The following is a 25,240-nucleotide window of genomic DNA, read 5'->3' on the forward strand; positions in this document are numbered from 1 at the left end:
GACATGCGCCTGCTGTTCGTGGTGCCCGACTACTACGCCGAACGGCCCAAGTCGTGCATGGGCGGCTGGGGGTCGATCTTCCTGAGCGTCGCCCCCGACGGCGCCGCGTTGCCATGCCACAGCGCACGCATGCTGCCGATGACCTTCCCCAATGTACGCGAACAGCCGCTGCGCGAAATCTGGTACGCCAGCGACGCCTTCAACCGCTTCCGTGGCGAGGCCTGGATGCCGGCCCCGTGCCGCGACTGCGACGAGCGCCATCACGACCATGGCGGTTGCCGCTGCCAGGCCTACCTGCTGACCGGTGATCCGGCCGCCACCGACCCGGTGTGCGAGCTGTCACCCGACCACCACATGATCGAAGCGGTGCGCGAGGAAGCAGCGGCCGACCGACGACGGGTCAGCGAGTTGACACCACGCAATACCCACGAATCGCGAGTCTTCTGTCGCGCATGAACGAGTCGCCGGTTCCCCTCGACAATGATACAGCGCTGCACCAGGCCGCTAGCCCCGCCGATGGGCTAGGCGACCTGCGTGCCGGTGAAAATGGCGTATTCTGGCTGTCCGCCGACCCTACCAACGGATCACGCCGACTTTGGTACTGGCACAATGGCCATGCCAAGGCCCTCACCCCACCCGAGTTGGACGTGGCCAGTCGTGTCAACGGCTACGGTGGTGGCGCACATGCCTGTCTCGGCGACACGGTAGTCTTCGTCGCCGGCGATCACCAGATGTTGTATCGCCAAGCATTGGCAGGGGGGGATGTCCAGCCTTGGTGGTCACAGCCCGATACCCGTTACGGCGGTCTGGTGGCCGACCCAACGCATCAGCGCCTGCTAGCGGTAGAGGAAACAGGTAGCGCCCGAGATGCCACACAGTGCCTGGTTGCCTTGAGCGACACGGGACGTACCCTGCTCGTCGAGGGCGCCGACTTCTATGGCGCCCCGGCACTTGCCCCAGATGGCCGGCGTCTGGCATGGGTGGAATGGAGCCTGCCGAATATGCCCTGGCAGCGCTCGCAATTGTGCGTCGCCGATCTCGACACTGCCGGCCATATCGAGCGTCTTCATGTGTGGGATGGCGGTGGCGCCGTAACCCAGCCATGCTTCACCGCTGACGGCAGCCTGATCGTGATTAGTGACCATCGCGGCTGGTGGCAGCCCTACCGCCTGACAGGTGACGACGCCCTGGCGATTGGTGATGCCTGTATCGACCATGTCTCCACTCCCTGGCAGATTGGTGAATGTCACCATCTATGGCCAGGCAGTGACGGCATACTGATGCGCTTTCAGGAGGGAGCCGCCACCTTATGGCAGGTGGATGGACAAGGACAGGCACACCGGCAACTGCTTCCCGATGCTACCCGCATCGTCGGTCTGGCCACGACCGAGGACTGGCTGTACGCCATTACTCAAGGGCCTAGCCACGCTGCCCGGCTCGTGCGCGTGCATCTTGGCGATGGTCACCAGGAGACGCTGTTCGCATTGCCTACCCCAGACGCACCACCGGTACCGACACTGATCAGCGCTGCGGTTTCGGACAACGAACATGTCACCGCCTTCGTCTATCTTCCCGAGCTCCACGACACCGGCATTCTCCCACCGTTGATCATGCGCGTGCATGGCGGTCCCACTGCTGCCAGCTACCCGGTGTTCGATCCATTGATTCGCTGGTGGACACAGCAAGGCTACGCTGTCGCCGACCTCAACCCACGTGGTAGCGGCAATTTCGGACGCGCCTTTCGCGAATGTCTCGCTGGACAATGGGGACGGTTGGACGTCGATGATGCCATCGCCATGGCCGATGAGCTGGTCAACCGGCGCCTCGTGGATCCACGACGCCTGTTCCTACGCGGCCAGAGCGCTGGTGGCTTCACGGTACTCAATACACTGGCGAGTACCCGATGCTTTCGTGCCGGCGCCAGCCTCTACGGCGTCACCGATGCCGTGCGACTGGCCATTCAGACCCACCGCTTCGAATCGGGATATCTCGACTGGTTGCTGGGCGATGACCAGGCCAAGCACGATGCGAGTCCAGTCAACCGGCTCGACACCTTCGCGGCGCCGGTGATCTTCTTCCAGGGAGGACGCGACTCGGTGGTACTGCCTGACCAGACACTGTCCATGGCCACCGCCTTGCGACGTCAGGGGGTGGAGGCCGAGATCGTGCTGTTCCCCGAAGAGGGGCACGGTATTCGACATCCGGCCAATCGACGCCGCCTGATCGCTCGCGAGTTGGCCTTCTTCGCGGCTCATGGCGGAGAGGAACCATGACCTCTCATCGTGAGACAGCCGGCCTTCCAGAGGGTAGTCGCCTGGTCGAGCATCGGCTCGACAGTGGCATGCGAACGTTGGCCATCGAGGTTCCCACAGCCCGGCAGGTGCGCCTGGTCGCCGCAGTAGGAGTGGGCTATCTCGATGAGCCGACAGCCTGGCCCGGCTTGGCCCACCTACTCGAACATGCACTATTCCTGGGTTCCTCACGCCACCCCCAACCCGGCGACTTCGCCACCTGGGTCGGTGAACGGGGCGGACGCTACAACGCCCATACGGGCGAGTACGTTACCGATGTACACCTGACTCTACCGCTCGATGCAACCGAGGCTGGGCTCGGGCGTCTGATAGACATCGTGGCCCATCCCAGCCTGGCACGTGACAAGGTGGCGCGAGAGGTCGACGTCATCGATGCCGAGTTTCACGCCCGACTCGCCGATCCGGAGCTACATCGCCTGGCGGCATCAGCACGACTTTTCCAGCCCTCTCATCCCGCCTATCGTTGCCATCATGGCCACCGCAGAAGCCTTGGTGGAGACGATACCCGTCTGCACGAGGCACTGACTGCTTTCCATGCCACCCATTACCGTGCTGAATGCATGAGCCTGGTGATGCTTGGCCCTCAGCCGGCTGAGCAGCAACTCACTCTGCTCACCACGGCGGCAGGCTCAATTTCTACTGGAGCCGCTCCTCTCCCGACACGTCCCTGGCGTTGGGCACCTCCAGCCCGGGTGCAGTGGCGTCCACCCGGCGAGACTACGTCTCCCCCATCAACCCTGGAGTTGCTGTGGCCGTTGCCCGATCCGCTAGAGCCTGCTCAACGCCAGGCCGGTGAAAGCTTGGTTGCCTCCCTGTGCGACGGGGCGCTGGCCGCTACCCTATTGCGGCATGATGCCATTCTCGATCTGGATGCCAGACTGGACACGAATATTACCGCGGCGGCGCTAGTACTGACACTGACGCTGACTCCTGCGGGGCGGCGCCAGGTCGAGACGCTGCTGGCGACATGTCAGGCATGGGTCGCCGATCTGGCCAAACGGCTACCGACACCAGTCGCACGCCCCACCGTGCCGCATGATCTCGATAACTGGCCCAAGACCCTGGCTCGTCGGCTGGCTCTTGGCCAAGTGGCCATACCACCCGCCACGGACTTCGCCACTGACGAACTGGCTACCTGGCTAAAAGCCGAACACTGTCGTGTTCTCGAGCCGTTATCCGCTTTGGGCGAGGCACATGATACGGCACCAGAAACCGGCACCCTCCTCCGATGCTCCTATCGGACGGCCCCCGATGTGCCGATCTGGCCGTGCCAGCCAGCGTCGACACTGGAGCAGCGCCCCTTGGCAAGCGGGGCCACTTCTTCTGTCGCACCAGGCATCATCGCCAACGATGACGCTCTGACCCTGTGGTGGGACGGCGGGCCACCGCTTGCTGACACCTACTTGGCACTGGCCTGGCCAGCACCAGTCACCAAACGCGCCGCCCGCTTGGCATGTTGGCGACAGCGCACGCTTTCATTGCGCCAGGCCGCCACCAGGCTAGGGCTGACTCTGGTCCAAGGCAGCGACGGTCATGACGACTGGTTGCTGGGCTGGGGCGATGCCTCGCGACTCGAGTCCTGTTTCACCCAGGCACTGGCCGCTTGGTCGCAGCATGTCGACGAGACAACGGAGGTTCCGGAACAGGGGCTGCTGGCCCAGCGGTTGCTCTCGCGACTGGATCACCTGTCGCCCCCCCGCCAGCCTACGCATCCTCGATGTCTCGCTTGGGCCGGCGGCATGCTTGGCCCAGCCAATGCCGAGTCTTGTTGTCGCCGCTTGATCGCGACTCTCCCGGCCCCGCTACCCAAGCCAGACACCACACGACTATCGCTCCCTGGCCACATTCCACAGGCTCCCGGTGCCGGCTGGCCCATCTGCTGGGTACCTCCCCAAGCCGATGACCAGGCGCTGATGCTGCAGATCGACGCTCCCGATGACAGCCCAGCAAGCCAGGCGCTCTTCCAGCTCCTGGCCCAGTGCCACGATGCCGCCTTTCACCAAGAGTTACGCCAGCGACAAGGGCTAGGTTATGTGGCAGCGGTGCGCTATCGCGAAGGAGGAGGCTGGCCGCGCTTGGGCTATGTCGTGCAATCCCCTACTGCCGATATCACGACCCTGCAGCAGGCGGTGCGTGAATTCCTTGCCTTGCAAGGCACCACACTCGCAATGTTGGACCCCGCTACCTTCCTCCAGCGTCGCCAAGCCTTGGCCGCCAGTTGGGGGCCACCGGAAACCCATGCGGAAGCCTTGACGAGAACGTGGCAAGCCTTGCGACGTCAGACTGCTCAGTTGGCTCCATGGCAGATACAGCAAGACGCCCTGCAAACCCTGACCCCCGGCATGCTGACAGCGTTGGCCGAAGCCCTGACTACCGGCAGCCTGACAGGACAATGGTGGGCCCACTCTCCCTCCCAGTGACGCGGCATTGACTATAGTGAAGTAATCGATACACCCGCCTTTCTGGCTTGATGCACACCGGTCACGGAGGGCGGGATTGTTGCCGCTGGGCAATAGCGTTCTGCCTCATTTATGCAGTCGACACAATGAGCCTCACCTAGACTAGAGACAGTATTCAACGTCGGCGGCGGCAATAGCCATCGCCGACGTTGAGGTCATGAGACCCGCGGCATCACCAACGACAACAACAAGAATGACAACAACAAGAGGAGTGCGCCGTATGAAATCACGAGCCGCCATTGCCTGGGAAGCCGGCAAGCCGCTGGAAATCAATGAGATCGACGTCGAAGATCCCAAGGCCGGCGAGGTGCTGGTGCAGATCAAGGCCACCAGCGTTTGCCATACCGACGCCTACACCCTCTCCGGGGCCGACCCGGAAGGCCTGTTTCCCTCGGTGCTGGGCCATGAAGGGGCCGGCATCGTCCAGGAAATCGGCGAAGGCGTATCCAGCCTCAAGCCCGGCGACCATGTGATCCCGCTCTACACTGCCGAATGCGGCCAGTGCAAATTCTGCCTATCGGGCAAGACCAACCTGTGCAGTTCCGTGCGCGCCACCCAGGGCAAAGGGGTGATGCCCGACGGCACCTCGCGTTTCTCGCTCGATGGCCAGCAGTTGCACCACTACATGGGCTGCTCGACCTTCAGCGAATACACCGTGCTGCCCGAGGTGTCGCTGGCCAAGGTATCGCCGCAGGCACCTCTGGACAAGATCTGCCTGCTGGGCTGCGGGGTGACCACCGGCATCGGCGCGGTGCTCAACACCGCCAAGGTCGAGCCCGGCTCGACGGTGGCGGTGTTCGGTCTGGGCGCCATCGGCCTGGCGGTGATCCAGGGCGCGGTGATGGCCAAGGCCGCGCGCATCATCGCCATCGACGTCAACCCTGACAAGTTCGATCTGGCGCGCCAGTTCGGCGCCACCGATTTCGTCAATCCCAAGGAGTACGGCGAGCCGATCCAGCAGGTGATCGTTGACATGACCGATGGTGGGGTCGACTACTCGTTCGAGTGTATCGGCAACGTCAACGTGATGCGCTCGGCGCTGGAATGCTGCCACAAGGGCTGGGGCCAGTCAGTGATCATCGGTGTGGCCGGGGCCGGCGAGGAGATCTCCACGCGGCCGTTCCAGTTGGTCACCGGTCGGGTGTGGAAGGGCTCGGCGTTCGGTGGCGTGAAGGGGCGCAGCGAGTTGCCCGGTTATGTGGAGCGCTACATGAACGGCGAGTTGAAGATCGATGAGTTCATCACCCACGACATGCCGTTCGAGCAGATCAACGAGGCGTTCGAGCTGCTGCACGCTGGCAAGAGCATTCGCAGCGTGCTGCATTACTGAGCGCGGGGACAAGAGGACAAGTCAATGAGCCTGATGGATACGATCCAACGTTGGTTCGGCGGGTCGAAACCCACCACGTCAACCGATTGGAACAGAAAAGCAGAAGCACCAGAAGCGCCATCATCAACGACAACAGCAGCACAGGCCGGGGAGACCACCATGAGTCACCACAATATCCATATTCATCCTTCTGTCGATAATGGCCTACAGCCGGGTAGCGATAGCTTTACCGGCGGCAAGCTGTACTGCCAATGCACGGACAACAAGGTCGAAGTCACTGTCGATACCCAATGTGCCCACAACCATGTATGTGGATGCACCAAGTGTTGGAAGCCCGAAGGCGCACTGTTCTCGATGGTTGCCGTCGTCCCTCGCGACAAGCTCAGGGTGACCGCCAACGAGGACAAGCTCAACGTCGTCGACGCCTCGGCTGCCATCCAGCGTCATGCCTGCCGCGAATGCGGTGTGCACATGTACGGACGCATCGAGAATACCGAGCACCCCTTCCATGGTCTTGACTTCATCCACGTCGAACTCTCCGATACACAAGGCTGGGCGCCACCGGAATTCGCAGCGTTCGTCTCCTCGATCATCGAGTCCGGCACCAATCCGGACGAGATGGGAGCCGTACGCGCCAGGCTGAGAGAACTCGGCCTGGAACCCTACGACTGCCTGTCGCCACCGCTGATGGATGCCATCGCTACCCATACGGCGAAGGCCAAGGGAGCGCTCTGACCCTCTTACTCAGAAACCAATCGACGAGCCCGGACCAATGTCCGGGCTCGTTTTTGTATTCCCTCCCCTCAAGACCTCTGCCATCGCCATATCGGCAACGATTGATATTCACTGTTCACAACCCAGGAACTCCCTCGCGTGGCCCCTACGCCACGTGTCGATCCTTGTCTTTATGCCAATGAACGTAACGGATTGTTCAGTGTCGATAGAAGCCGGTCGAGATGCTGGAAATCGGCTCTTGATCCGTCGTCTTTCTGTTAGCACAAGGACATTGCCGTGTTCCAATCCTTCTTCCCAAGACCATCACTGTTTTTTCCTAGCGCCTTACTCTGGGCACTGGTCGCCGTCATATTGTGGAAAGTCACCGCCAGCAGTTGGATCACGGCACCGCCGGACGCCGCAGACGTACTGGCGGTGAATGTATCGCGATTCTGGTCAGCCACTTTTCTCTGGTTCGACCTCTACTATATGGCTTGCGTCGGACTATTCGCAGCAGTCTGGTTTCGGCTTAGTCCGCATCACTGGCAGCGTTGGTCGATCCTTGGCAGCGCGCTGATCGCTTTCATCACCTACTTTTCGGTACAGATCAGTGTCGCGGTCAACGCCTGGTACGGCCCCTTCTGGGACATGGTCCAGCAAGCCCTTAGCGGAAACGGCTCAGTGACGGCGATGGATATCTATCGGGGAATGCTGACATTCGCCGGTTTCGCTTTCATCGCGGTAGCGGTCGGCGTCTTCAACCAGTTCTTCGTCAGCCACTATATCTTTCGCTGGCGCACGGCGATGAACGAATACTACATGGCCAACTGGCAACGGCTACGCCATGTCGAGGGGGCCGCCCAAAGGGTCCAGGAAGACACCATGCGATTCTCGACCACGTTAGAAGGATTGGGGGTGAATCTGCTCAAGGCGGTAATGACACTGATTGCCTTTCTTCCGCTGCTGGCCACCATGTCCCACCACATCACTCATCTGCCGCTGATCGGCCATGTCTCCAATGCGCTAGTCTGGTCGGCCATCGCCTGGTCACTGTTCGGCACACTGTTTCTGGCACTGGTCGGGATCAAGCTGCCCGGCCTCGAGTTCCGTAATCAACGAGTCGAGGCAGCACTTCGCAAGGAGCTGGTCTATGGCGAAGACGACCCGCAGCGAGCCAACCCTGCGACGGTTGCCCAGCTGTTTGCTCGCGTTCGCCGCAACTACTTTCGGCTCTACTGGCACTATGCTTACTTCAATATCGCGCGAATCTTCTATCTACAAGCCGATGTCGTCTTCGCCTTCGTTGTACTGACACCGTCGATCGTCGCCGGCAAGCTGACGTTGGGTCTGCTGCAGCAGACCCTTAACGTATTCGGTCAGGTTCGCGAGTCATTCCAGTATCTGGTCAACTCCTGGTCGACCATCATCGAGCTTCTCTCGATCTACAAACGCTTGCGGAGCTTCGAATCGATGATCGACGGCCGTGAAATACTGTCAGACTAGAATTCTGCACAAAAAGTCGACGAGCGGTGATCATCCTGCCTCCCACACCTAGCGAAGATCCAGGATGCTCCACTGGTCGGCTAAAGAAATGCGAGTACCGCAGCAGGATACCTTCCCGCCACGGCACTCATCCATCAACGAACCACTACCCACGATGTCGGCTCAGTGGCCTGCCTTGGCCTGCTGAAGCGGCGGTTCGGAGACCACACCGGCAGTCTTGCGAATCCGCAATTGGCTCGCTATCGCATCGAGGAACTCGTCGGCTCTATCTTCCGGCGCCCTGCTCAACAGGCTCACGCCGACGAACAGCACGCTGGAAACGATGATGCCCCAAATGCCGGCCGGCAGACCCAGGAAGGAGTTGCCGATGGCATAGACGAACAGCACGAAGGCACCGGTACCGATGACACTGACCAGGGCGCCGGCGGCGGTACCGCGTTTCCAGTAGAAGGCGCCGATGATCGCCGGCACCACGGCCACGAGGCCAGAGGAAGCGGCTACCGACAATACGGCAATCAGGTCGAGTTGCAGTTCGGCGAAGCCAAGCGCCATCAGGGCGATCACCGGAATCACCACCTTGCCGACGATCAACTGGCGTTTCTCGCTCGTGCCTGGCTTGACGTTGGCATAGACGTCACGTGCCAGCATCGAGGAGAGCGTGAGCATGATCGAATCGATGGTGGAAACCGCGGCGGCCATGATGCCGATCATCACGATCACCCCCAGGACCGGCGGCACATGCACGGAGCCGAGCAGCGTCGGGGTAGCCAGGTCGGCACTTGCCAGCCCCGGGAAGGCCGCCAGCGCAGAGAAGCCCCACAACACCGAGACCAGGGTATAGACGAAACCGAACACCAGGAAGCCGAGCAACATCTGACGCATCGAGCGCAGCGATGCCGGCATGAACAGGCGTTGACTGACCTGCGGGTTGGAGAGGCTGAAGAAGAACCAGGGAATGGTCAGGCCCAGAAAGGTGACGAAACTGAACAGGCCACTGCCCGGCACCGTCAGCGATTGCGGGTGCTCGGTGGCCAGGGTATCGAACAAGGCACCGAAACCACCCAACCCCTGGATGACCAGCAGAGCGACCAGGGTCGACGCCACCACCATCATGATCGCCTGTAGCGAGTCGGTCCACATCACCGAACGAATACCCGCCACGTAGGAGAAGAAGATGGCAATGGCGGTAGCCAATATCACGCCGGTGGTGAAGGGAATCGCACCACCCGTGGTGCCCTGAAGCAGGTAGCCGACCCCGGCCAACTGCACGGCGGCATAGGGAATCAGGAACAGGCAACTGGCGATCGATACTGCCATTGCGACGTGCTTGCTCTTGTAACGATGGCCTAGCATCTCACTGGGCGTGACGAAGCCGAATTTCTTGCCAACTGCCCAGAATTTCGGACCGAAGATAGCCACCAGCGACACACCGGCGAAATAGATGATCTCGAAGCCCAACGCGCCGACGCCTCCGGCATAGGTCAGGCCGGCAAGCCCAACCATCATGAAGGCGCTATAGGTGGTGGCACTGTAACTCAGCGCGGAAACGAAACCATTCATTTGCCGGTTGCCGAGGAAGTACCCCGACATGTCCTGCGACTTGCCCTGGCGGGACAGGATGGCAATGGCGATGGCAACCAGCAGATAGATCGCCACCGACCACCAGATAAGCGACTCGGTCATGATCATTTCCCCTCGAAGTCTTTTGTTATGAAGACATTCAGCGCAATCACGGCCAGACCGGCGACGGTCCAGAACAGGAAGCTTCCGTACCACGCTTGCACGTCGGTCAGCAGGGTGTAGGGGACCAGGTAGCAGAGCAGAACCACCGCCCATACCAGCCATACCCATTTACTTCGCTGCATGTTCCACCTCGTCTTGTTCGTAGCGTCAGAGTGGGAGTTTCTCGCCATGGGTCGTGGCGAAAATCGGTGTCACGCACTTAGCCGTGCGTCTTGTTATCGTCCTTGCGGATTTGCGACACGCGTTCGGTGATTCCCGACCAGGCGGGTTCCCCGGGTGCGAAACGGGCCCGGAGATACTCGACCAGAGTCGTCACCTGCGAGTCGCTGAAGCTGTCGGCGAAACCCGGCATCTCGCCGATACCGGGAACGCTGGTGGCGTGCACGCCGCCCAGAATCGACTGGATGACGTTGTCGGGGCGCTCGCTATACAGGTTGGTATTGAGTGCCAGTGACACCTTGGCCTGAGTGAACGATGGCAGGCCGGTGTCGACATGGCAGGAGGCGCAGGCGCCATCGAAGAGACGCTCGCCAGCTTCCAGGCCAGCAGGACTCGTTGCCGCCCTGGCCACTAGCTGTTGTGCCTCGACGCGAACATCGTCGGCATCGCTTGCCGGCGCGTTCATCTGGGCCGCCACATAATGGGCGATGGCACGCACATCGGACTCCGGAAGCTCACCAAGCCCGGCCACCACCGGTGCCATTGGCCCCGATGCCACGCCATGCAGTTCGGACTCGCCACCGCGCAGGTACTGGTATAGCGACTCCTCGCTCCAGGGAATCGGCGAGCGGGACAGGGTATTGAGAGGCGGCGCCTCCCACCCCTCCACCAAGGCTCCGGCCAGGTAGCGCTCACCTCCCTGCTCGGCGCCCAAGGCATTGCGCGGCGAGTGGCAGGCACTGCAATGCCCCAGTCCCTCGGCGAGATAAGCGCCGCGATTGTACAGATCGCTTTGGGACGGATCGGGCTGGAAAGGGCTAGCATCGTGATACAGCGCGTTCCAGCCGGCCAACAGCGCACGCACGTTGAACGGAAACGACAGCTCGTTGGCCGGAGGCTGTGCGCTGACCGCGGGTTGCGCCATCAGGTAGGCGTAGAGCGACTGCATGTCAGCGTCGCTGATCTTGGCGAAGGCCGTATAGGGAAAGGCCGGATACAGGTGCCGACCATCGCGGCTGATACCGTGACGCATGGCTCGCTCGAAGGCAGCATAGGACCAGTTGCCGATGCCGGTTGCCTCGTCAGGCGTGATGTTGGTGCTATAGAGCATGCCGAAGGGCGTATCGAAGGCTCTGCCACCAGCATTGTCGATACCGCCTTCGGCGGTATGGCAAACGGCGCAGTCGCCCGCCTCGGCGACCAGCCGTCCCCGCTCGATAGTCTCGGCGGAATACAGATTGGCGGCAGGCCGGGCCACCGGGGCGATGGGAGACTTCCAGGGCCATAACATGGCAGCCGCTCCTGCCGTCGCCATCGCCGCCCCTGCCCACCAGCGCCAGCGCGGTAGACGTTGTTCAGTCGCCGCCTCGCTACCATTTGTCCCGCCTTCACCCTGCAAGGCCTGGCGTACCCGGCTGGCGGTAAAGGGGGGCTGGCGGAAACGCACACCGGTGGCATCGAAGAGCGCATTGGCGATCACCGCGACACCGGGCGAGAGGTCTGTTTCATCGAGTGGCGACAAGGCTGATATCTGCTCGCCATCGCTGCTTTCCATTGAGGTGGGACGAGGCTCTCGGACAATATTCCGAGCCTCGGCGACCAGCTCACGCCGACTCTGCTGCGTGGATGACGAATCGTCGTTGTCGCCACCCTTCTCTCCCCACTCATCAAAACCCGGCTCTTTGGCCAGCAATGGCCTAGCCACCCCCAGCACCCGCCGCTGCAATGCCTCCTGCAACTGCGCCGTATCGACCAACGGACCGGAGTCCTGACCGACGACCAGACGGGTCAGGCGCACGTCGCCGGTAACCCGGTTGACGTCGATATCGACAACCCACGCCGAACGAACGCCTTCGTCGACACGACCATGCCGGTCGGGCAATTGTGCATAGGCGAAGCCGCGGCCACGGCGCACATCCGCCGTCGATCCCTCCTCGCTGGCCTTGGTCGGCCAGGACCATCCGGCGCGCCGGGTCACCGACTTGATCAGATCCACACCGCGTAGGTCATCGAGGTGGCGCAGGCGCAAGGCCACGGGGTCCTGGCCGCTTTCCCGGGCTACCTCATCGAGGAAGGACTCCCGAGCAAAGCCATGTTGCCATTCAAGCGCACGACCATCGTCATGGCTTCCCCGCGCCTCACGGGGTGCCGCCAACCGCTGGTCGCGGAACACATAGGGAGAGAACGTCGGCGACGCCGGCTCACCGGCCGCGACATCGTCGTCGTGTCGGCGTGTTTCGAGCACACCGCTCAGCCATAGCGCCACCACCGGCGTATCGCAGCCGACAAGCTCCTGACGATTGCGATAGCGCTCGATCCCGCCCTGTGCATTCAGTTCGACACTGACGACGATGCGCTGGGCCTGGCCCAGGGCTTCGACATCGCGCGCATAGCTGGCGTCCAACCACACGGCGACCGGTCGTCCCACCGCCCTGGACAATAGCGCCGCATCGGCAGCGGCATCGTCGCCGCAGAGTCTCCCAATGCCGGATCCTGAAGCCACATCGTGCAGTTCTATGGCTTCCCCGGCCAGGCCGGTGAGCGACTTCAAGTCGCGCTCGAGCAGCGCCGGGGTCGTCGTTGGCGCCCAGATATCGAGCCGATCACGACCATGGTCGGCAACGACCCAGCCCGGCTCGTCGCTCCAGCGCATCCGGCTTGGCCAGCCATAGCGCCGTGTCAGATACCGACCTCGCGTTGCGTCCGCTTCGGCAGGGTTCTCACTCTGATGCGACGATTCCACTCGCAACGCCCGACCTTGCTGGGTGCCATTTTCCGCAACATCCAATGGCAGCCACTCCAGGCACAAGCGCCGAGTCGCTTCGCGAGCCGCTTGCAGGCTGGTGGCCACGACACCCACGAAGTTGTCCTCGATCACGACCTCGACCTGACCGGGCAACGTCGCGACGCTCTTGCGGTCGACCCCTTGCAGACGAGAGCAGACAAAAGTGCCGTCGTTCAGACGGTAGACGGGTGGGCGGATCACGACCCCAAAGCGCCCCTCGCCACCAAGCGGCTCGGGCCGCCGATCGATGCCGGCCGGACGACGAGACTCGAAACCGCTCATGCGCTTTCCTCCTCGTCACCATAACCGGCGGCCCGATAGGCGGCCTCGAGGATCTCGACATGCGTGCCGCAGCGGCACAGGTTGTGCTCGAGAACGGCCCGAATCGACTCTTTGGAGGGGTGAGGGTAGCGGTTGAGCAAAGCACGCACGCTCATGATCATGCCATTAAGGCAATAACCGCACTGCGCCGCCTGTTCTTCGATGAAGGCGACTTGCACCGGGTCCAGCCCTTCACCCGTTGCCAACCCTTCGAGCGTCGTCACCTCATGATCAACAACGGCCGCCACCGGCAGCACGCAGGCGCGTGCCGCCAGGCCGTCGACCAGCACGGTGCAGGCACCGCACTCGCCAAGGCCGCAACCGTACTTGGGGCCATTCAACCCCAGGTCGTTGCGCAGCACGTATAACAGGGGCGTCTCCGGCGCCACCGCCATGCGGTGCAACTGCCGATTGACGGTCAAGATCAGCGATTGTGTCATGGGGATTCGATCGTTGTTGTTGGCTTTCGCTCCCCAATGGGAGCGGGTCAGGTCTCGATACGCGACGCCTCTGGCGCCACCACGTCTCCCTCTTCCACCACCGCCATGTCATCCAGGTAGACCGAACAATGCCGCATGGGAATATCCATGTGGCACGGCGTGTTGCGCGGCCCGCCTACTTCTGTGTTGGGGCCGGTGGAGAACAGGAAATTACCGTAGAAGGCACGCGCATCCATGCCAATGGCGTCGTTCTTGTCATGCAAGCCCAGGGCTGTCCATTGTGCACGGGGCTGCAGCCCCCAGCCGATATGCGAAATGGCATACACATCGGGATCCTTGAAGTGAGCCATGTAATCGCGCAGGTACTCGGCATCGAAACCGCCATGGATACGACGGATGAATCCCTCCTCGATCTCCAGCGTCACCGGCTTGTCGCGCACGTATGTCTTGAAGGGCAACAGGATATCGCCGACATCGAGCACCAACTTGCCCTCGGCGCTACCCTCGTTGGGCCACGAAAACAGAAAACCGCTCGGCCAGTGGTCCCAACGCCCCGGCTCATCGGCAAAACCGTACTCGGTCACCACCGGATATTGTCCCAACCTGGCGCGGAAGTCAGTCCCCGCTGCCGATGTCACCCTGAAGGTCTCGGCCGCTTCGAAGGGCTGACGCGCCGCCTCGACCCGTCGCTTGTCCTCCAGGCTCGGCAGCATTCGCGCCAGCATCTCGGGCGGCTCCACGGCCAGCAGGATGCGGGTGCCGGACTTGAGAATCGCCTCCTGCTCCGGCGAATGCAGCAGCATCATGGTATCGACCACCAGATCGGCTGCCATCAATGCCTGCTGCGCCGCTGGATGGCCAGTGAGGGCGGTGTGGCCGACATAGGCCGTCAGGTCGTTGCCCATGGCGGTGCGGTGATTGAAGGCCGGCAGCTCGACGGCATAGGCCTTGGCTCCTAGCCGGTACGACGCCTCCATGGCGGCCGTGACGATGAACGGGTTGGAGTAGTGGCTCTTGAGCACCGCGACACTCTGGGTCTCGTCCACCCGTGACAGCTTCAACACGTGCTCGAAGTGCTGGGTCAATTCGCTCTGACTGACTGGCATCTTGTCACCTTTTCTTCCCGTCCCGCACCAGCAGGGTGCAGGTCCTCTTTGACTTGCAATTTATGGTGCACACACCTCTTACTTGATATGTCTACAAGGTATAGCACCCTTTCCCAAGGACTTGCAAGAACGAAAACAATCTTGTGAAAACACCTATAGCCCCAGTATTAGTCGCGATCTTCCGTATTTTCAAGCTGGACACCCTCATACACCGCATAGATCAAAATCAGTGCTTGACCCTTTTTAAAATGGTGTATACGTTGTTTTTACGCAATAGACACGCTATCCAGGCGTGACTGCATGGCGGACCCTGCAAACAACAGCAACAGAGGACCCATCCCATGAACGACAAACCGACGATCGCGGTCATCGGCGCCGGCCTGGGCGGCGCCGCCGTCGGCGCCCTGCTGCAGCAGGCTGGTTATCCAACCAAGGTATTCGAGCAGGCTCCTACCTTCTCTCGCCTGGGTGCCGGCATTCATCTGGGCCCCAACGTGATGAAGGTGATGCGCCGCATCGGCATCGAAGACCGACTCAATGCCATGGGCTCCCACCCCGACTTCTGGTTCAGCCGTGATGGCATGACCGGCGACTACCAGTCACGCATCCCGCTCGGTGAATTTGCCCGCCGTGAATATGGCGCTGCCTATATCACCGTGCACCGCGGCGACCTGCACGCCCTGATGGTCGATACCCTCGATCCTGCGCAGCTATACTTCGATAAACGCTTGGTCGACGTCGACGACAACGGCGACAAGGTGGTCTTGAGATTCGCCGACGGCACCAGCGATGAAGCCGATCTGGTGATCGGCGCCGATGGCGTGAACTCCCGAATCCGCGAGAAGCTGCTCGGCCCCGAGGCGCCCACCTACAGTGGCTGGGTGGCACACCGCGCGATCATCTCCGCCGACAAACTGGCTGCCTACGATCTGGATTTCGAAGCCTGCGTAAAGTGGTGGTCGGAAGACCGGCACATGATGGTTTACTTCGTGACCGGCGACGAGAAGGAGTACTACTACGTCACCGGCGTGCCGGAGCCGGAGTGGAACCACGGCACCTCCTTCATCGACAGCTCGCGCGAGGAGATGCGTGAAGCCTTCAAGGGTTATCACCCGGTGGTCCAGGCACTGATAGACTGCACCGAGAAGGTGACCAAGTGGCCGCTGCTCGAGCGCAACCCTCTTCCGCTATGGCATGAGAACCGCCTGGTGCTGTTGGGCGATGCCTGCCACCCGATGAAGCCTCACATGGCTCAGGGCGCCGCCATGGCCATCGAGGACGCCGCCATGCTGGTGCGTTGCCTGGAAGAGGTCGGTTCGGACCGCTATCAGCAGGCCTTCGAACTGTACAAGGCCAACCGCTTCGAGCGTGCCTCACGCGTGCAGAAGGTCTCCCATGACAACACCTGGCTACGCCATGACGAGGACCCGTCATGGGTATTCGGCTACGACGTGTTCGAGGAGCCCCTCAAGCAGCCCCAGACCACCACACTCACCTCGACACTTGGGGGAAGCCCGGCATGAGCAGTACCTTTCTCTACGGCGCCAACGTGCACGCCAACGGCATTCGCCAGCACTACCTGCGTTATGGCGGCGACAGCACCTCCACCGGCCAGCCGCTGGTGCTGATCCCGGGCATTACCAGCCCCGCCGTCACCTGGGGCTTCGTCGCCGAACGCCTGGGCCAGCATTTCGACACTTACGTTCTCGACGTACGCGGGCGCGGCCTGTCATCCAGCGGGCCGGAACTCGGCTACGATACCAACACCTGCGCCGACGACGTGATCGCTTTCATTCGTGCCCTGCAGCTCGAGAACGTCGTCCTGGCCGGGCACTCGATGGGCGCCCGTTTCACCATTCGTGCCATGACCCGTGGTGCCGAGAACGTCGACAAGCTGGTGCTGATCGACCCGCCGGTGTCTGGCCCTGGCCGTCGCGAATATCCCAGCAAGCTGCCCTGGTACGTCGACTCGATCCGCGACTGCCTCCAGGGTGCCGACATCGAGACCATGCGCCAGTATTGCCCGACCTGGAGCGAGGAGCACCTACGCTTGCGTGCCGAGTGGCTGCACACCTGTTTCGAGCCAGCGATCGTGCAGGCCTTCGAGGAATTCCATAGCGTGGACATTCATCAGGACCTGCCCGGTATCGACGTGCCGACGCTGCTGATCTGTGCCGGCAAGGGTGGCGTTATCCAGGACGCCGACAAGGCCGAGATCCGCGAACTGTTGCCTTCGACCCGCATCGCCACCGCCGAAAATGCCGGCCACATGATTCCCTGGGACGACTACGAGGGCTTCTTCGACGCCTTCGGTGATTTCCTGGGCCCTGAGCTTTGAGGGAGTACTGTGACATGACCAAGACCTACCGTATCGGGCAAATCGTGCCCAGCTCGAACGTCACCATGGAGACCGAAATTCCCGCCATGCTGACGGCGCGGCAACAAATCCGCCCCGAACGCTTCACCTTCCACTCCAGCCGCATGCGTATGAAGACCGTGCGCAAGGAAGAACTGGCGGCGATGGATGCCGAATCGGATCGTTGCGCCCTGGAGCTCTCCGACGCTGCCGTGGATGTGATGGGCTATGCCTGCCTGGTAGCAATCATGTCGATGGGGCCTGGTTACCATCGCGAATCGCAACAACGCCTGCGCCAGCGCACCCAGGAAAATGGCAAGGATACGCCGGTGGTTTCCAGCGCCGGCGCCCTGGTCGATGCGCTCCAGGTAATCGGCGCCAAACGCGTGGTGGTCGTGGCGCCCTACATGAAACCGCTGACCGAGCTGGTGGTGGACTATATCCGCCAGGAAGGCATCGAGGTGCTCGACTATCGCGCCCTCGAGATCCCCGACAACCTTGAGGTGGCACGTCACGACCCGGCCAAACTGCCGGAGATCGTTTCAACCCTCGACCTCGCCGAGGCCGATGCCATCGTACTTTCCGCCTGCGTGCAGATGCCGTCGTTGCCCGCCGTGGCCAAGGTCGAAGCATTGGCCGGCAAGCCGGTGATCAGCGCCGCCATTGCTACCACCTACGCCATGCTCAAGTCGCTGGAGTTGGAGCCGGTGGTACCGGGCGCCGGTGCACTGCTGTCGGGCGCCTACTGAGGAGAGCCACCATGTCGAATCGAGAGGATAGTTCGGCCGCCGACAACTACAAGGGCGTGTGGGACAGCCGCATCGGCTTCGGCCAAAAAGCCGCCCTCGTGGTGGTGGACTTCATGCAGGGCTATACCACTGAGGACTCCCCCCTCTTCGCCCCCGGCGTGGTAGAAGCGGTGGCACAGTCACCGACCCTGCTGAACGCAGCCCGAGAGGCGGGTGCGCCAGTCCTTCATACCAATATCCGCTACCACGGACCCGATTATCTCGATGGTGGCGTATGGGTGAAGAAGGCGCCGGTGATGAAAGCCATGGTGGCGGGCAATCCCTACGCCGAGTTCTGCCCCGAAGTGGTGCCCCAAGGCGATGAACTGGTGATTACCAAGCAATACGCCAGCGCCTTCTTCGGCACCTCGCTGGCACCAACGCTGATGGCCCTGGGCGTCGATACCCTGGTGCTCGCCGGCTGTTCCACCAGCGGCTGCATTCGCGCCACCGCGGTCGATGGTATGCAACATGGTTTTCGTGTGATGGTCGTGCGCGAGTGCGTGGGAGACCGCCACCCAACCCCGCATGAAGCCAATCTGTTCGACATCGACAGCAAGTACGGCGACGTAATCAGCGTCGAGGACGCCGTAGGGTATTTCACCGCCAAGCGTCATGCCCGGGACTGACGGAGCCAGAGCTTGGGAAGCGTATCTCCAAGGGAGCGCTTCCTCCATCAGCCTCCCGGTTCGCCTTGCTCGTTCATCTTGGCCAACAGATGCAGCAGGGCGACACGCTCGGCGGGGTTGAGGTTACCCATGGTCAGATCGGTGACGTGCTGGGCGCGCGGCACCATCTCCTCGACCAGATTCTCGCCGTGCGGCGTGATGCTGACCATGACCTTGCGCTGGTCAGCGGGGTCGGTGGAAAGCATGATCCAGTCGCGTGCCTTGAGCCGCTTGATGACACCACGAATAGTAGCGGGATCAATGGCCGTGGCATTGACGATCTCGGTCAGCGAGCTAGGGCCATGTTCCATGACCGTGCACAGGGTCACGAACTGGATCGCGGTCAGTTGCTTGTCGCAACTGTGACGCTGAAAGATCGCGGTATGGCGCTGATACGCCTTGCGCAGCAGGTGACCAACCTGCTCCGAGAAGTCGTAGCCTTGCTCGGAAGGCGTGTGTCGCTCACTTTCTTTCGATTCGTGATGTTGGGTTTCGGATTGCATCGACGATCCTGTCCATTCCATAGGGCGCATGATCACGGCATGACGAGGCATTTCGACACGCCATGACAGGGTGGAAAACCCTCGGCTACTGCGGCATATTTATAGTGTATACACTATAACCGCTTTGCCGCCGGAGACAACATCCGCTTGCCTCGAGAATCAATCATCAGGAGCTCTTCGATGGCGCGTTCTTCCCTGCCCCCGCGGCACGCCCTGCTCAACGACCCCGACATACTGGTGGTCTATCGCGATCCGGTGGTGCCCCCCAAGCCTGCGCCGGGGCAACCCGGCACGCATTCCGATTTCGTTCCCACGGAGCCGGAGCTGTTCGTCGCCGTACTCGACGACGGGCATGTCATGGCCTTCAATGGCCACGTCGACCTGGGCACCGGGATTCGCACCGCGCTGGCCCAGATCGTCGCCGAAGAGTTGGATGTGCGTCTCGAGGACATCAGTATGGTGCTCGGCAACTCCACCGAGGTGCCGAACCAGGGCCCCACGATCGCCAGCGCCACCATCCAGATCACCGCCGAGCCCTTGCGACGCGCAGCGGCCCAGGCCCGCCACCACCTGCTATCTCTCGCAGCCGCACACTTCAGTGTTGTCATCGAGGACCTGCGCAGCGAAGACGGCCGAATCCAACTCCATGGCGATCCACAGCAGGCCATCGGTTACGGTGCGCTACTGAAAGGGCAACGTCATGCCCTGAAACTGGCCGATGACGTGGCCCTGAAACCCGTTGGCGACTACCGTATCGTCGGTCAGAGAGCGGCGCGGGTCGACATCCCCGCCAAGGTCAGTGGCGAACTCACCTTCGTTCACGATCTGCGTCTGCCCGGAATGCTGCATGGCCGAGTGGTTCGACCGCCTTATGTCGGCCACGACCGTGGCAATTTCGTCGGCCACAGCCTGATGAATGTGGATGAGGCCTCGGTAGCCGATATCCCAGGCCTGATCGAGGTGGTGGTCATCGGCGACTTCGTCGGCGTGGTGGCCGAGCGCGAGGAAATGGCAGTCGAAGCCGCCCGACGCTTGAAAGTCACCTGGCGCCCCATCACCGAACTCCCCGATCTGGATGACCTGGAACAGGCATTGCGCGAGCTGCCCGCCCAGCATCGCCCGCTGCTCGAGGAAGGCGACGTCGACGCCGCACTTGCGCAGGCCGGCCAGCGGCTGCGGCGCACCTATGTATGGCCCTACCAGTTGCATGGCTCGATCGGCCCCTCATGCTCAGTGGCCGACTACCGCGACGATGGCCTCATGGTTTGGTCGGGCACCCAGAACCCCCACAGCCTGCGCGCCGACCTGGCCAAGCTACTGGAACTCGACGAGAGCAGGATCGACATTCAGCGCATGGAAGTCTCCGGCTGCTATGGCCGCAATTGCGCCGATGACGTGGGCGCCGATGCCGCCTTGCTATCGCGTGCCGTCGGCCGCCCGGTGCGGGTACAGCTCAGTCGCGAACAGGAGCATGGCTGGGAACCCAAGGGCGCGGGACAGCTCATGGACGTCGACGGCGGGCTGAATGCCGACGGCAGCCCGGCCGGCTATGACTTCGTGAACCGCTACCCGTCCAACAACGCCCCGACCCTGGCGCTGCTGCTGACCGGTGCCACGGCACCGAGCGACGTGCCATTCGAGATGGGCGACCGTACCGCCGTGCCACCCTATCGTTATCCACACCGGCGTATCGCCTGTGACGATGTGCCGACCCTGGTGCGTGCCGCCTGGCTACGTGGTGTCTCCGCCCTGCCCAACACCTTCGCCCATGAAAGCTATATCGACGAACTGGCGTGGATGGCCGGCATGGACCCCGTCAAGTATCGCCTTCGTCACTTGAGCGACGAGCGTGCCCAGGCCCTGGTCGCTGCCGTGGCGCAGCGCGCCGAATGGATGCCTCGCCTCGCGGCCAGTGACGAACAGGAAAACGACGGTTGGCGATGGGGGCGCGGATTTGCCTACGCCCAATACGTGCACAGCAAGTTCCCCGGCTTCGGCGCCGCCCTGGCGGCCTGGGCCGTCTTCCTCAAGGTGCATCTCGAGACGGGGCGTATCGTCATCGAACGTCTGGTCGTCGGCCAGGATGCCGGTTTGATAATCAATCCAGCAGGAGTCCGCCACCAGGTGCACGGCAACGTGATCCAGACCTTGAGCCGCACCTTGAAGGAAAGTGTCGCGTTCGAAGACGGCCTGCCCGTCAGCCGCGAATGGGGCGGCTATCCGATCCTGCGCTTCTCGGAACTGCCCGAGATCGACGTACTGCTCCTGGACCGCTCCGAGGAGCCACCGCTGGGTGTCGGCGAGTCGACCTCCCTGCCCGGCGCCCCGGCGATCGCCAACGCCTTGTTCGATGCCACCGGGGTGCGGTTCTATCGACCGCCGTTTACCCCGGAAGTGGTCCGTAAGAGGTTGCACGCCTCTCGGCAAGCAAGGGCCGGCACGGCATCAACCCCGCCTTCGTGACCTCGCATCACCTGCTGCGCATCACAGTGATGATCCAGGCAATCGCTGCACTCCCGCCACAGCAGCTGCTAACCCAGCTCTCGTGGGAGCGCAGGTTTCCTGCGCGATCCGGCCGTTAGGCCGGCTTGGGTGGCCCTGGCGGCCTGAGATAGTCCATCGTTATCGACTCACGATCAGGCGTAACCCCAAACCTCCTAGGCAGGTGCCCGTTACCCGGTCGATGATGCTCTTGAAACGAAGATAACCCTGTCTGAAACGCGGAATGGAAAAGGCGCAGGCGACGCAGGAAAACCACACGAACTCATTCAGGAAAACGACCAATAGCAGCGCGGCTATCAGTCCGCTCGACGGCTGTGGCGGCAGCAGCGTGATCAGGATCGAGCCCATGAAGACGACAACCTTCGGGTTCGATAACTGTACCAGCAGCCCTCGACAGAACGATTTCCATGAGGGCACGGCCAACACGGTAACGGAGGCATCGAAGTGCATGGGAACTTTGGCGTGTCGCCAGAGCTGGAACGCAAGATAGAAAAGAAAGGCAGCGCCAGCGACCTTCATGCCGGTATAGACCCAGGGAGCCACAGCGAACAGCAAGTGGAGCCCAAACAACGCGGCAAGCACCCAGATCACCGATCCCACCCCGATCCCGAGCGCCGTCCAGATTGCTGCACTCCGAGAGGTGGAAATCGCTGCACGAGCCACGACCAGAAGACTCGGCCCCGGGCTGATAACGGCCAGCAGATGCGCAACGCCGACACCTGCCAGAATCAAGAGGAGTTCCATAATCCACCTGTTAGCCAGTCATTAGGGAAAGAATAAGCGCATTCTGGACCAGTTCGGCGTTCCTTGCCTCACGAGGAAAGCTAGACTGTTTCTTTGGAAAAGTCCGCCCTGCATGGCAGGAGCGGACAGTGAGGCGATAATTCACGCTTTCTCGGCCAGTGCCGAGCCCGGCGATAAATCGCAGGATGTCGTCTCCTGCCACCCCAATGACGCCAGCACCTCTTTCACCCCTGTGCGCGGGTCATAATTCCATATCCAGTCGAAACGGTGCTTCAGGTTATCGGCCAGTTTCTCTTCATCGCTGCCGATACCCTCGCCGCAGTACTCGTAGATCTCACCGGCCTCACGCGAGGTCGCCTGCACCCGACAGGCGCGTGGGCGACGACAGCGTTCAAACGCTTCCAACACCCGCTCGGCATTGTCGCGAGTACAGCGCTCATCCGTCAGCAGGGACGCCAAGACATACGCATCTTCCAAGGCCTGACCCGCCCCGGCGCCCTGGTGGGGCAACATGGCATGGGCGGCATCGCCGATGAGAAGCACTCGATCGCGCACATGGCAGGGCAACTCGGGCAACTCATGCAACGCCCAACGGGTCGGCTCGGGAATGCAGCGCAGGATGGCCTTCGACGCCTCGCCCCAATCCGCAAAGTCTTCCAGCATTTCGGCCTGCGATACCCCGACCACCCAGGGTTCGTCCGCCGGCAGTTGCGGCGCAGCGGTGCTGCGATCCGAGACGAAGGCGACGACGTTGATCAGCGTGGACTGCTTTACCGGGAAGGTCAGGATGTGTTTTTGCGGGCCGAGATACATCTGGGGCACGGTGGCAAGGCGTTCCTCGACGCCCGCCTCGGTGAAGGCACGCTTCAGTTCCTCGACCGGCACGAGACCGCGATAAGCCTTGGTGCCGCTCCAGCGAGGCTCTATCGTACCGTCGCTCTCCTCCGGCAACACATGCCGGCGCACCGCGGACTTGATCCCATCGCAGCCGACCAGGATGTCACACTGAAAGGTAGTGCCATCCTCGAAGTCGACCGTGACACCCTCTGGGCCCTGGCGTACCGCGGCACAACGCTTGCCGAAATGGGCAATGCCATCGGGCAGGCAGTCGACCAAGGCATCGAGGAAGTCGGCGCGGTGGACGGAGGATTGCCCACACCCCGGTGCAATGCTCGCGGCCAAATAGGCTTCGTCGTGCCAACGCCGCCACTCGAACCAGACATCCTCGAAAGGAGCCGGCGACTTATCGGCAATCCGGGTGTAGGGCTCCTCCAAACCCAGCAGGGAAATGCTCCGCACCGCATTGGGGCCGAAGGATACGCCAGCACCGATTTCGGAGAACTTCGCCGCCGCTTCGAAGAGGTTGACCTCAAGACTCTTGTCACGGGAAAGTCCGATCGCCAGGGCCACGCCACCTATTCCGCCACCGACAATGCCGATGGAAAGACGCTTGCCTTTAGGGGCTTCTTTTGTGCTCGATTTCTGCATGAGCGCCGCTCCTGCTGGGAATGATTCTGATTATGTGACCGAAGCTATGAGGTTGCTCTTGGCAACGCGTTGATGGAAAGCTCAACGTCCACTTCCGGCTGCCTCCGTTGTTTCGCGCCGCAGGGCGAAACGACGATGCAGCGTGTTATAGGCAATCGCGCCGATAACGACTCCCCAAAAAGCCGACCCCAGCCCCAGGAAGCTGACACCGGAGGCCGTGGCAATGAAGGTGATGACAGAGGCCTCCAAGTGGTCCTTGTGGGCGGCGAAGGCACTGACACTGCTGGCAATGGCGCCGATCAGCGCCAAACCCGCCAGCACCGCGACGAATTCGCCTGGCAACGAGGTGAACAGCGCCACGATGGTGCCGGCGAAGCAGGCGCCCACCAGGTAGAAGACACCATTGGCCACCCCGGCCACGTAACGTTTGCCCGGATCCTCGTGGGCCTCCTTGCTGGTGCAGATCGCGGCGGTGATCGCCGCCACTACGGTAGTGATGCCTCCGAAGAAGGCTGTGACGAAGGAGGTCAGACTGGTCACGGTGACGATCGGCTTGGCCGGCGTGTCGTAGCCGGAGCTGCGCAGGATTGCCATGCCCGGCAGGAACTGTCCTGTGAGGCTGACCAGCACCAGCGGAATGGCCAGACTGAGGGTGGCATTCCAGGTCCATTCGGGATGAATGAAACGTGGCTCGGCCAGTTGCAGCGTCACGCCCTTCAGACTGGCGCCCTCCAGCCATACGGCCAGGCCGACCCCGACGATCAGCAGCAGCACTAGGCAATAGCGCGGGCTCAGGCGCTTGAAGAGCAGATAGGCCAGGATCATGCCGATGGCCAGTGCCGGTACCGATTCGAGCGATACGAACACCCCAACACCGAACTGGAACAGGATTCCCGCCATCATGGCACTGGCGATCCCAGGAGGGATCATCTGGATGATGCGGTCGAAGGAACCGGTGACGCCGATCACGAAAATGATCACCGCGGCGGTAAGATAGGCGCCCACCGCCTCGCCCAGCGACAGGTCGGGAAACAGTGTGACCAGTAGCGCCGTGCCCGGCGCCGACCAGGCCGTGACCACCGGCACCTTGAGCCACAGGCTGAGCAGGATGCCCGAGACGGCAGCACCCAGCGAGATCGCCCAGACCCAGGAGGTCATCATGGCACTCGAGATCTCGGCGCTATGGGCAGCCTGGAAGAAGATCGCCAAGGGCCCGGAATAGGACACCAGCACCGCTACGAAGCCAGCGGTGATCGCAGGTATCGACCAGTCCTTGTGGAGTCGCATAAGTGGCTCCCTGTAGAGTGGTGAAATGAAAG

At 62.1% G+C, this 25,240-nt stretch carries 20 protein-coding genes; 11 read left to right on the forward strand and 9 right to left on the reverse strand.

Going from position 1 to position 25,240, the window contains the following annotated elements; genetic code table 11:
- The 6 genes from L861_RS25080 to sbmA form a co-directional block, all read left to right on the forward strand.
- Positions 1–456 (forward strand): SPASM domain-containing protein (locus L861_RS25080; RefSeq protein ID WP_016417256.1); only part of this gene is annotated, 456 nt, incomplete at its 5' end.
- Positions 453–2,273 (forward strand): S9 family peptidase, encoded by a 1,821-nt coding sequence (locus L861_RS14705; protein ID WP_016417257.1) that lies wholly within the window; start codon positions 453–455, stop codon positions 2,271–2,273. The genes L861_RS25080 and L861_RS14705, both read left to right, overlap by 4 nt.
- A complete protein-coding gene (locus L861_RS14710) occupies positions 2,270–4,732 on the forward strand; it encodes an insulinase family protein (RefSeq protein ID WP_016417258.1) in 2,463 nt (820 codons plus the stop codon). The genes L861_RS14705 and L861_RS14710 overlap by 4 nt, the downstream gene beginning before the upstream one ends.
- 259 nt (positions 4,733–4,991) lie before the next feature.
- A complete protein-coding gene (locus tag L861_RS14715; protein ID WP_016417259.1) occupies positions 4,992–6,101 on the forward strand; it encodes an S-(hydroxymethyl)glutathione dehydrogenase/class III alcohol dehydrogenase in 1,110 nt (369 codons plus the stop codon).
- Positions 6,102–6,260: 159 nt separating this feature from the next.
- On the forward strand, positions 6,261–6,836 hold the full coding sequence (gene gfa, locus L861_RS14720; RefSeq protein WP_016417260.1) for an S-(hydroxymethyl)glutathione synthase: 576 nt from the start codon (positions 6,261–6,263) through the stop codon (positions 6,834–6,836).
- 276 nt (positions 6,837–7,112) lie between these two features.
- The gene (gene sbmA, locus L861_RS14725) at positions 7,113–8,318 is read left to right on the forward strand and encodes a peptide antibiotic transporter SbmA (RefSeq protein ID WP_016417261.1); all 1,206 of its coding nucleotides are present in this window, start codon (positions 7,113–7,115) and stop codon (positions 8,316–8,318) included.
- 162 nt (positions 8,319–8,480) lie between these two features.
- Here sbmA and L861_RS14730 read toward each other — a convergent pair whose 3' ends face one another.
- The 5 genes from L861_RS14730 to L861_RS14750 form a co-directional block, all read right to left on the reverse strand.
- Positions 8,481–10,001, reverse strand: coding sequence for a sodium:solute symporter family protein (locus L861_RS14730; protein ID WP_051149344.1), 1,521 nt, complete (start codon positions 9,999–10,001; stop codon positions 8,481–8,483).
- 2 nt (positions 10,002–10,003) lie between these two features.
- Entirely contained in the window at positions 10,004–10,183 is a 180-nt protein-coding gene (locus tag L861_RS14735; RefSeq protein WP_016417263.1) for a hypothetical protein, read from the reverse strand.
- A gap of 77 nt (positions 10,184–10,260) precedes the next feature.
- Positions 10,261–13,287 carry a c-type cytochrome gene (locus L861_RS14740; protein ID WP_016417264.1) on the reverse strand — a complete coding sequence of 1,009 codons (3,027 nt, stop codon included), beginning with the start codon at positions 13,285–13,287 and terminating at the stop codon, positions 10,261–10,263.
- Positions 13,284–13,766, reverse strand: coding sequence for a (2Fe-2S)-binding protein (locus L861_RS14745; RefSeq protein ID WP_016417265.1), 483 nt, complete (start codon positions 13,764–13,766; stop codon positions 13,284–13,286). The genes L861_RS14740 and L861_RS14745 overlap by 4 nt, the downstream gene beginning before the upstream one ends.
- A 47-nt stretch (positions 13,767–13,813) precedes the next feature.
- Entirely contained in the window at positions 13,814–14,872 is a 1,059-nt protein-coding gene (locus L861_RS14750; protein WP_016417266.1) for a 2,5-dihydroxypyridine 5,6-dioxygenase NicX family protein, read from the reverse strand.
- A gap of 341 nt (positions 14,873–15,213) precedes the next feature.
- Between L861_RS14750 and L861_RS14755 the strand changes: the two genes are divergently transcribed.
- The 4 genes from L861_RS14755 to L861_RS14770 are packed head-to-tail and all read left to right on the forward strand — an operon-like array spanning position 15,214 to position 18,645.
- Entirely contained in the window at positions 15,214–16,395 is a 1,182-nt protein-coding gene (locus L861_RS14755) for an FAD-dependent monooxygenase (protein WP_016417267.1), read from the forward strand.
- A complete protein-coding gene (locus L861_RS14760; RefSeq protein ID WP_016417268.1) occupies positions 16,392–17,210 on the forward strand; it encodes an alpha/beta fold hydrolase in 819 nt (272 codons plus the stop codon). Before L861_RS14755 ends, L861_RS14760 begins: the two co-directional genes overlap by 4 nt.
- Positions 17,211–17,224: 14 nt before the next feature.
- Complete coding sequence (locus L861_RS14765; protein WP_016417269.1) at positions 17,225–17,977, forward strand: maleate cis-trans isomerase family protein; 753 nt, start codon at positions 17,225–17,227, stop codon at positions 17,975–17,977.
- Between the two features lie 11 nt (positions 17,978–17,988).
- Entirely contained in the window at positions 17,989–18,645 is a 657-nt protein-coding gene (locus L861_RS14770; protein ID WP_016417270.1) for an N-carbamoylsarcosine amidohydrolase, read from the forward strand.
- A 47-nt stretch (positions 18,646–18,692) separates the two neighbouring features.
- On the opposite strand, the gene L861_RS14775 is transcribed toward L861_RS14770, so the two are convergent.
- Positions 18,693–19,187, reverse strand: coding sequence for a MarR family winged helix-turn-helix transcriptional regulator (locus L861_RS14775; protein ID WP_016417271.1), 495 nt, complete (start codon positions 19,185–19,187; stop codon positions 18,693–18,695).
- A 180-nt stretch (positions 19,188–19,367) separates the two neighbouring features.
- Here L861_RS14775 and L861_RS14780 point away from each other — a divergent pair, with 180 nt between their 5' ends.
- Positions 19,368–21,650 carry a xanthine dehydrogenase family protein molybdopterin-binding subunit gene (locus tag L861_RS14780; protein WP_016417272.1) on the forward strand — a complete coding sequence of 761 codons (2,283 nt, stop codon included), beginning with the start codon at positions 19,368–19,370 and terminating at the stop codon, positions 21,648–21,650.
- A 159-nt stretch (positions 21,651–21,809) separates the two neighbouring features.
- Here the strand turns inward: L861_RS14780 and L861_RS14785 are convergent, their stop codons facing one another.
- The 3 genes from L861_RS14785 to L861_RS14795 form a co-directional block, all read right to left on the reverse strand.
- Entirely contained in the window at positions 21,810–22,433 is a 624-nt protein-coding gene (locus tag L861_RS14785) for a LysE family transporter (protein ID WP_016417273.1), read from the reverse strand.
- 141 nt (positions 22,434–22,574) lie between these two features.
- Positions 22,575–23,921 (reverse strand): salicylate 1-monooxygenase, encoded by a 1,347-nt coding sequence (gene salA / locus L861_RS14790; RefSeq protein ID WP_016417274.1) that lies wholly within the window; start codon positions 23,919–23,921, stop codon positions 22,575–22,577.
- Between the two features lie 81 nt (positions 23,922–24,002).
- A complete protein-coding gene (locus L861_RS14795; RefSeq protein ID WP_016417275.1) occupies positions 24,003–25,208 on the reverse strand; it encodes a benzoate/H(+) symporter BenE family transporter in 1,206 nt (401 codons plus the stop codon).
- Positions 25,209–25,240 lie beyond the last annotated feature (32 nt).

Source organism: Litchfieldella anticariensis FP35 = DSM 16096 (assembly GCF_000409775.1).
Lineage (GTDB): Bacteria > Pseudomonadota > Gammaproteobacteria > Pseudomonadales > Halomonadaceae > Litchfieldella > Litchfieldella anticariensis.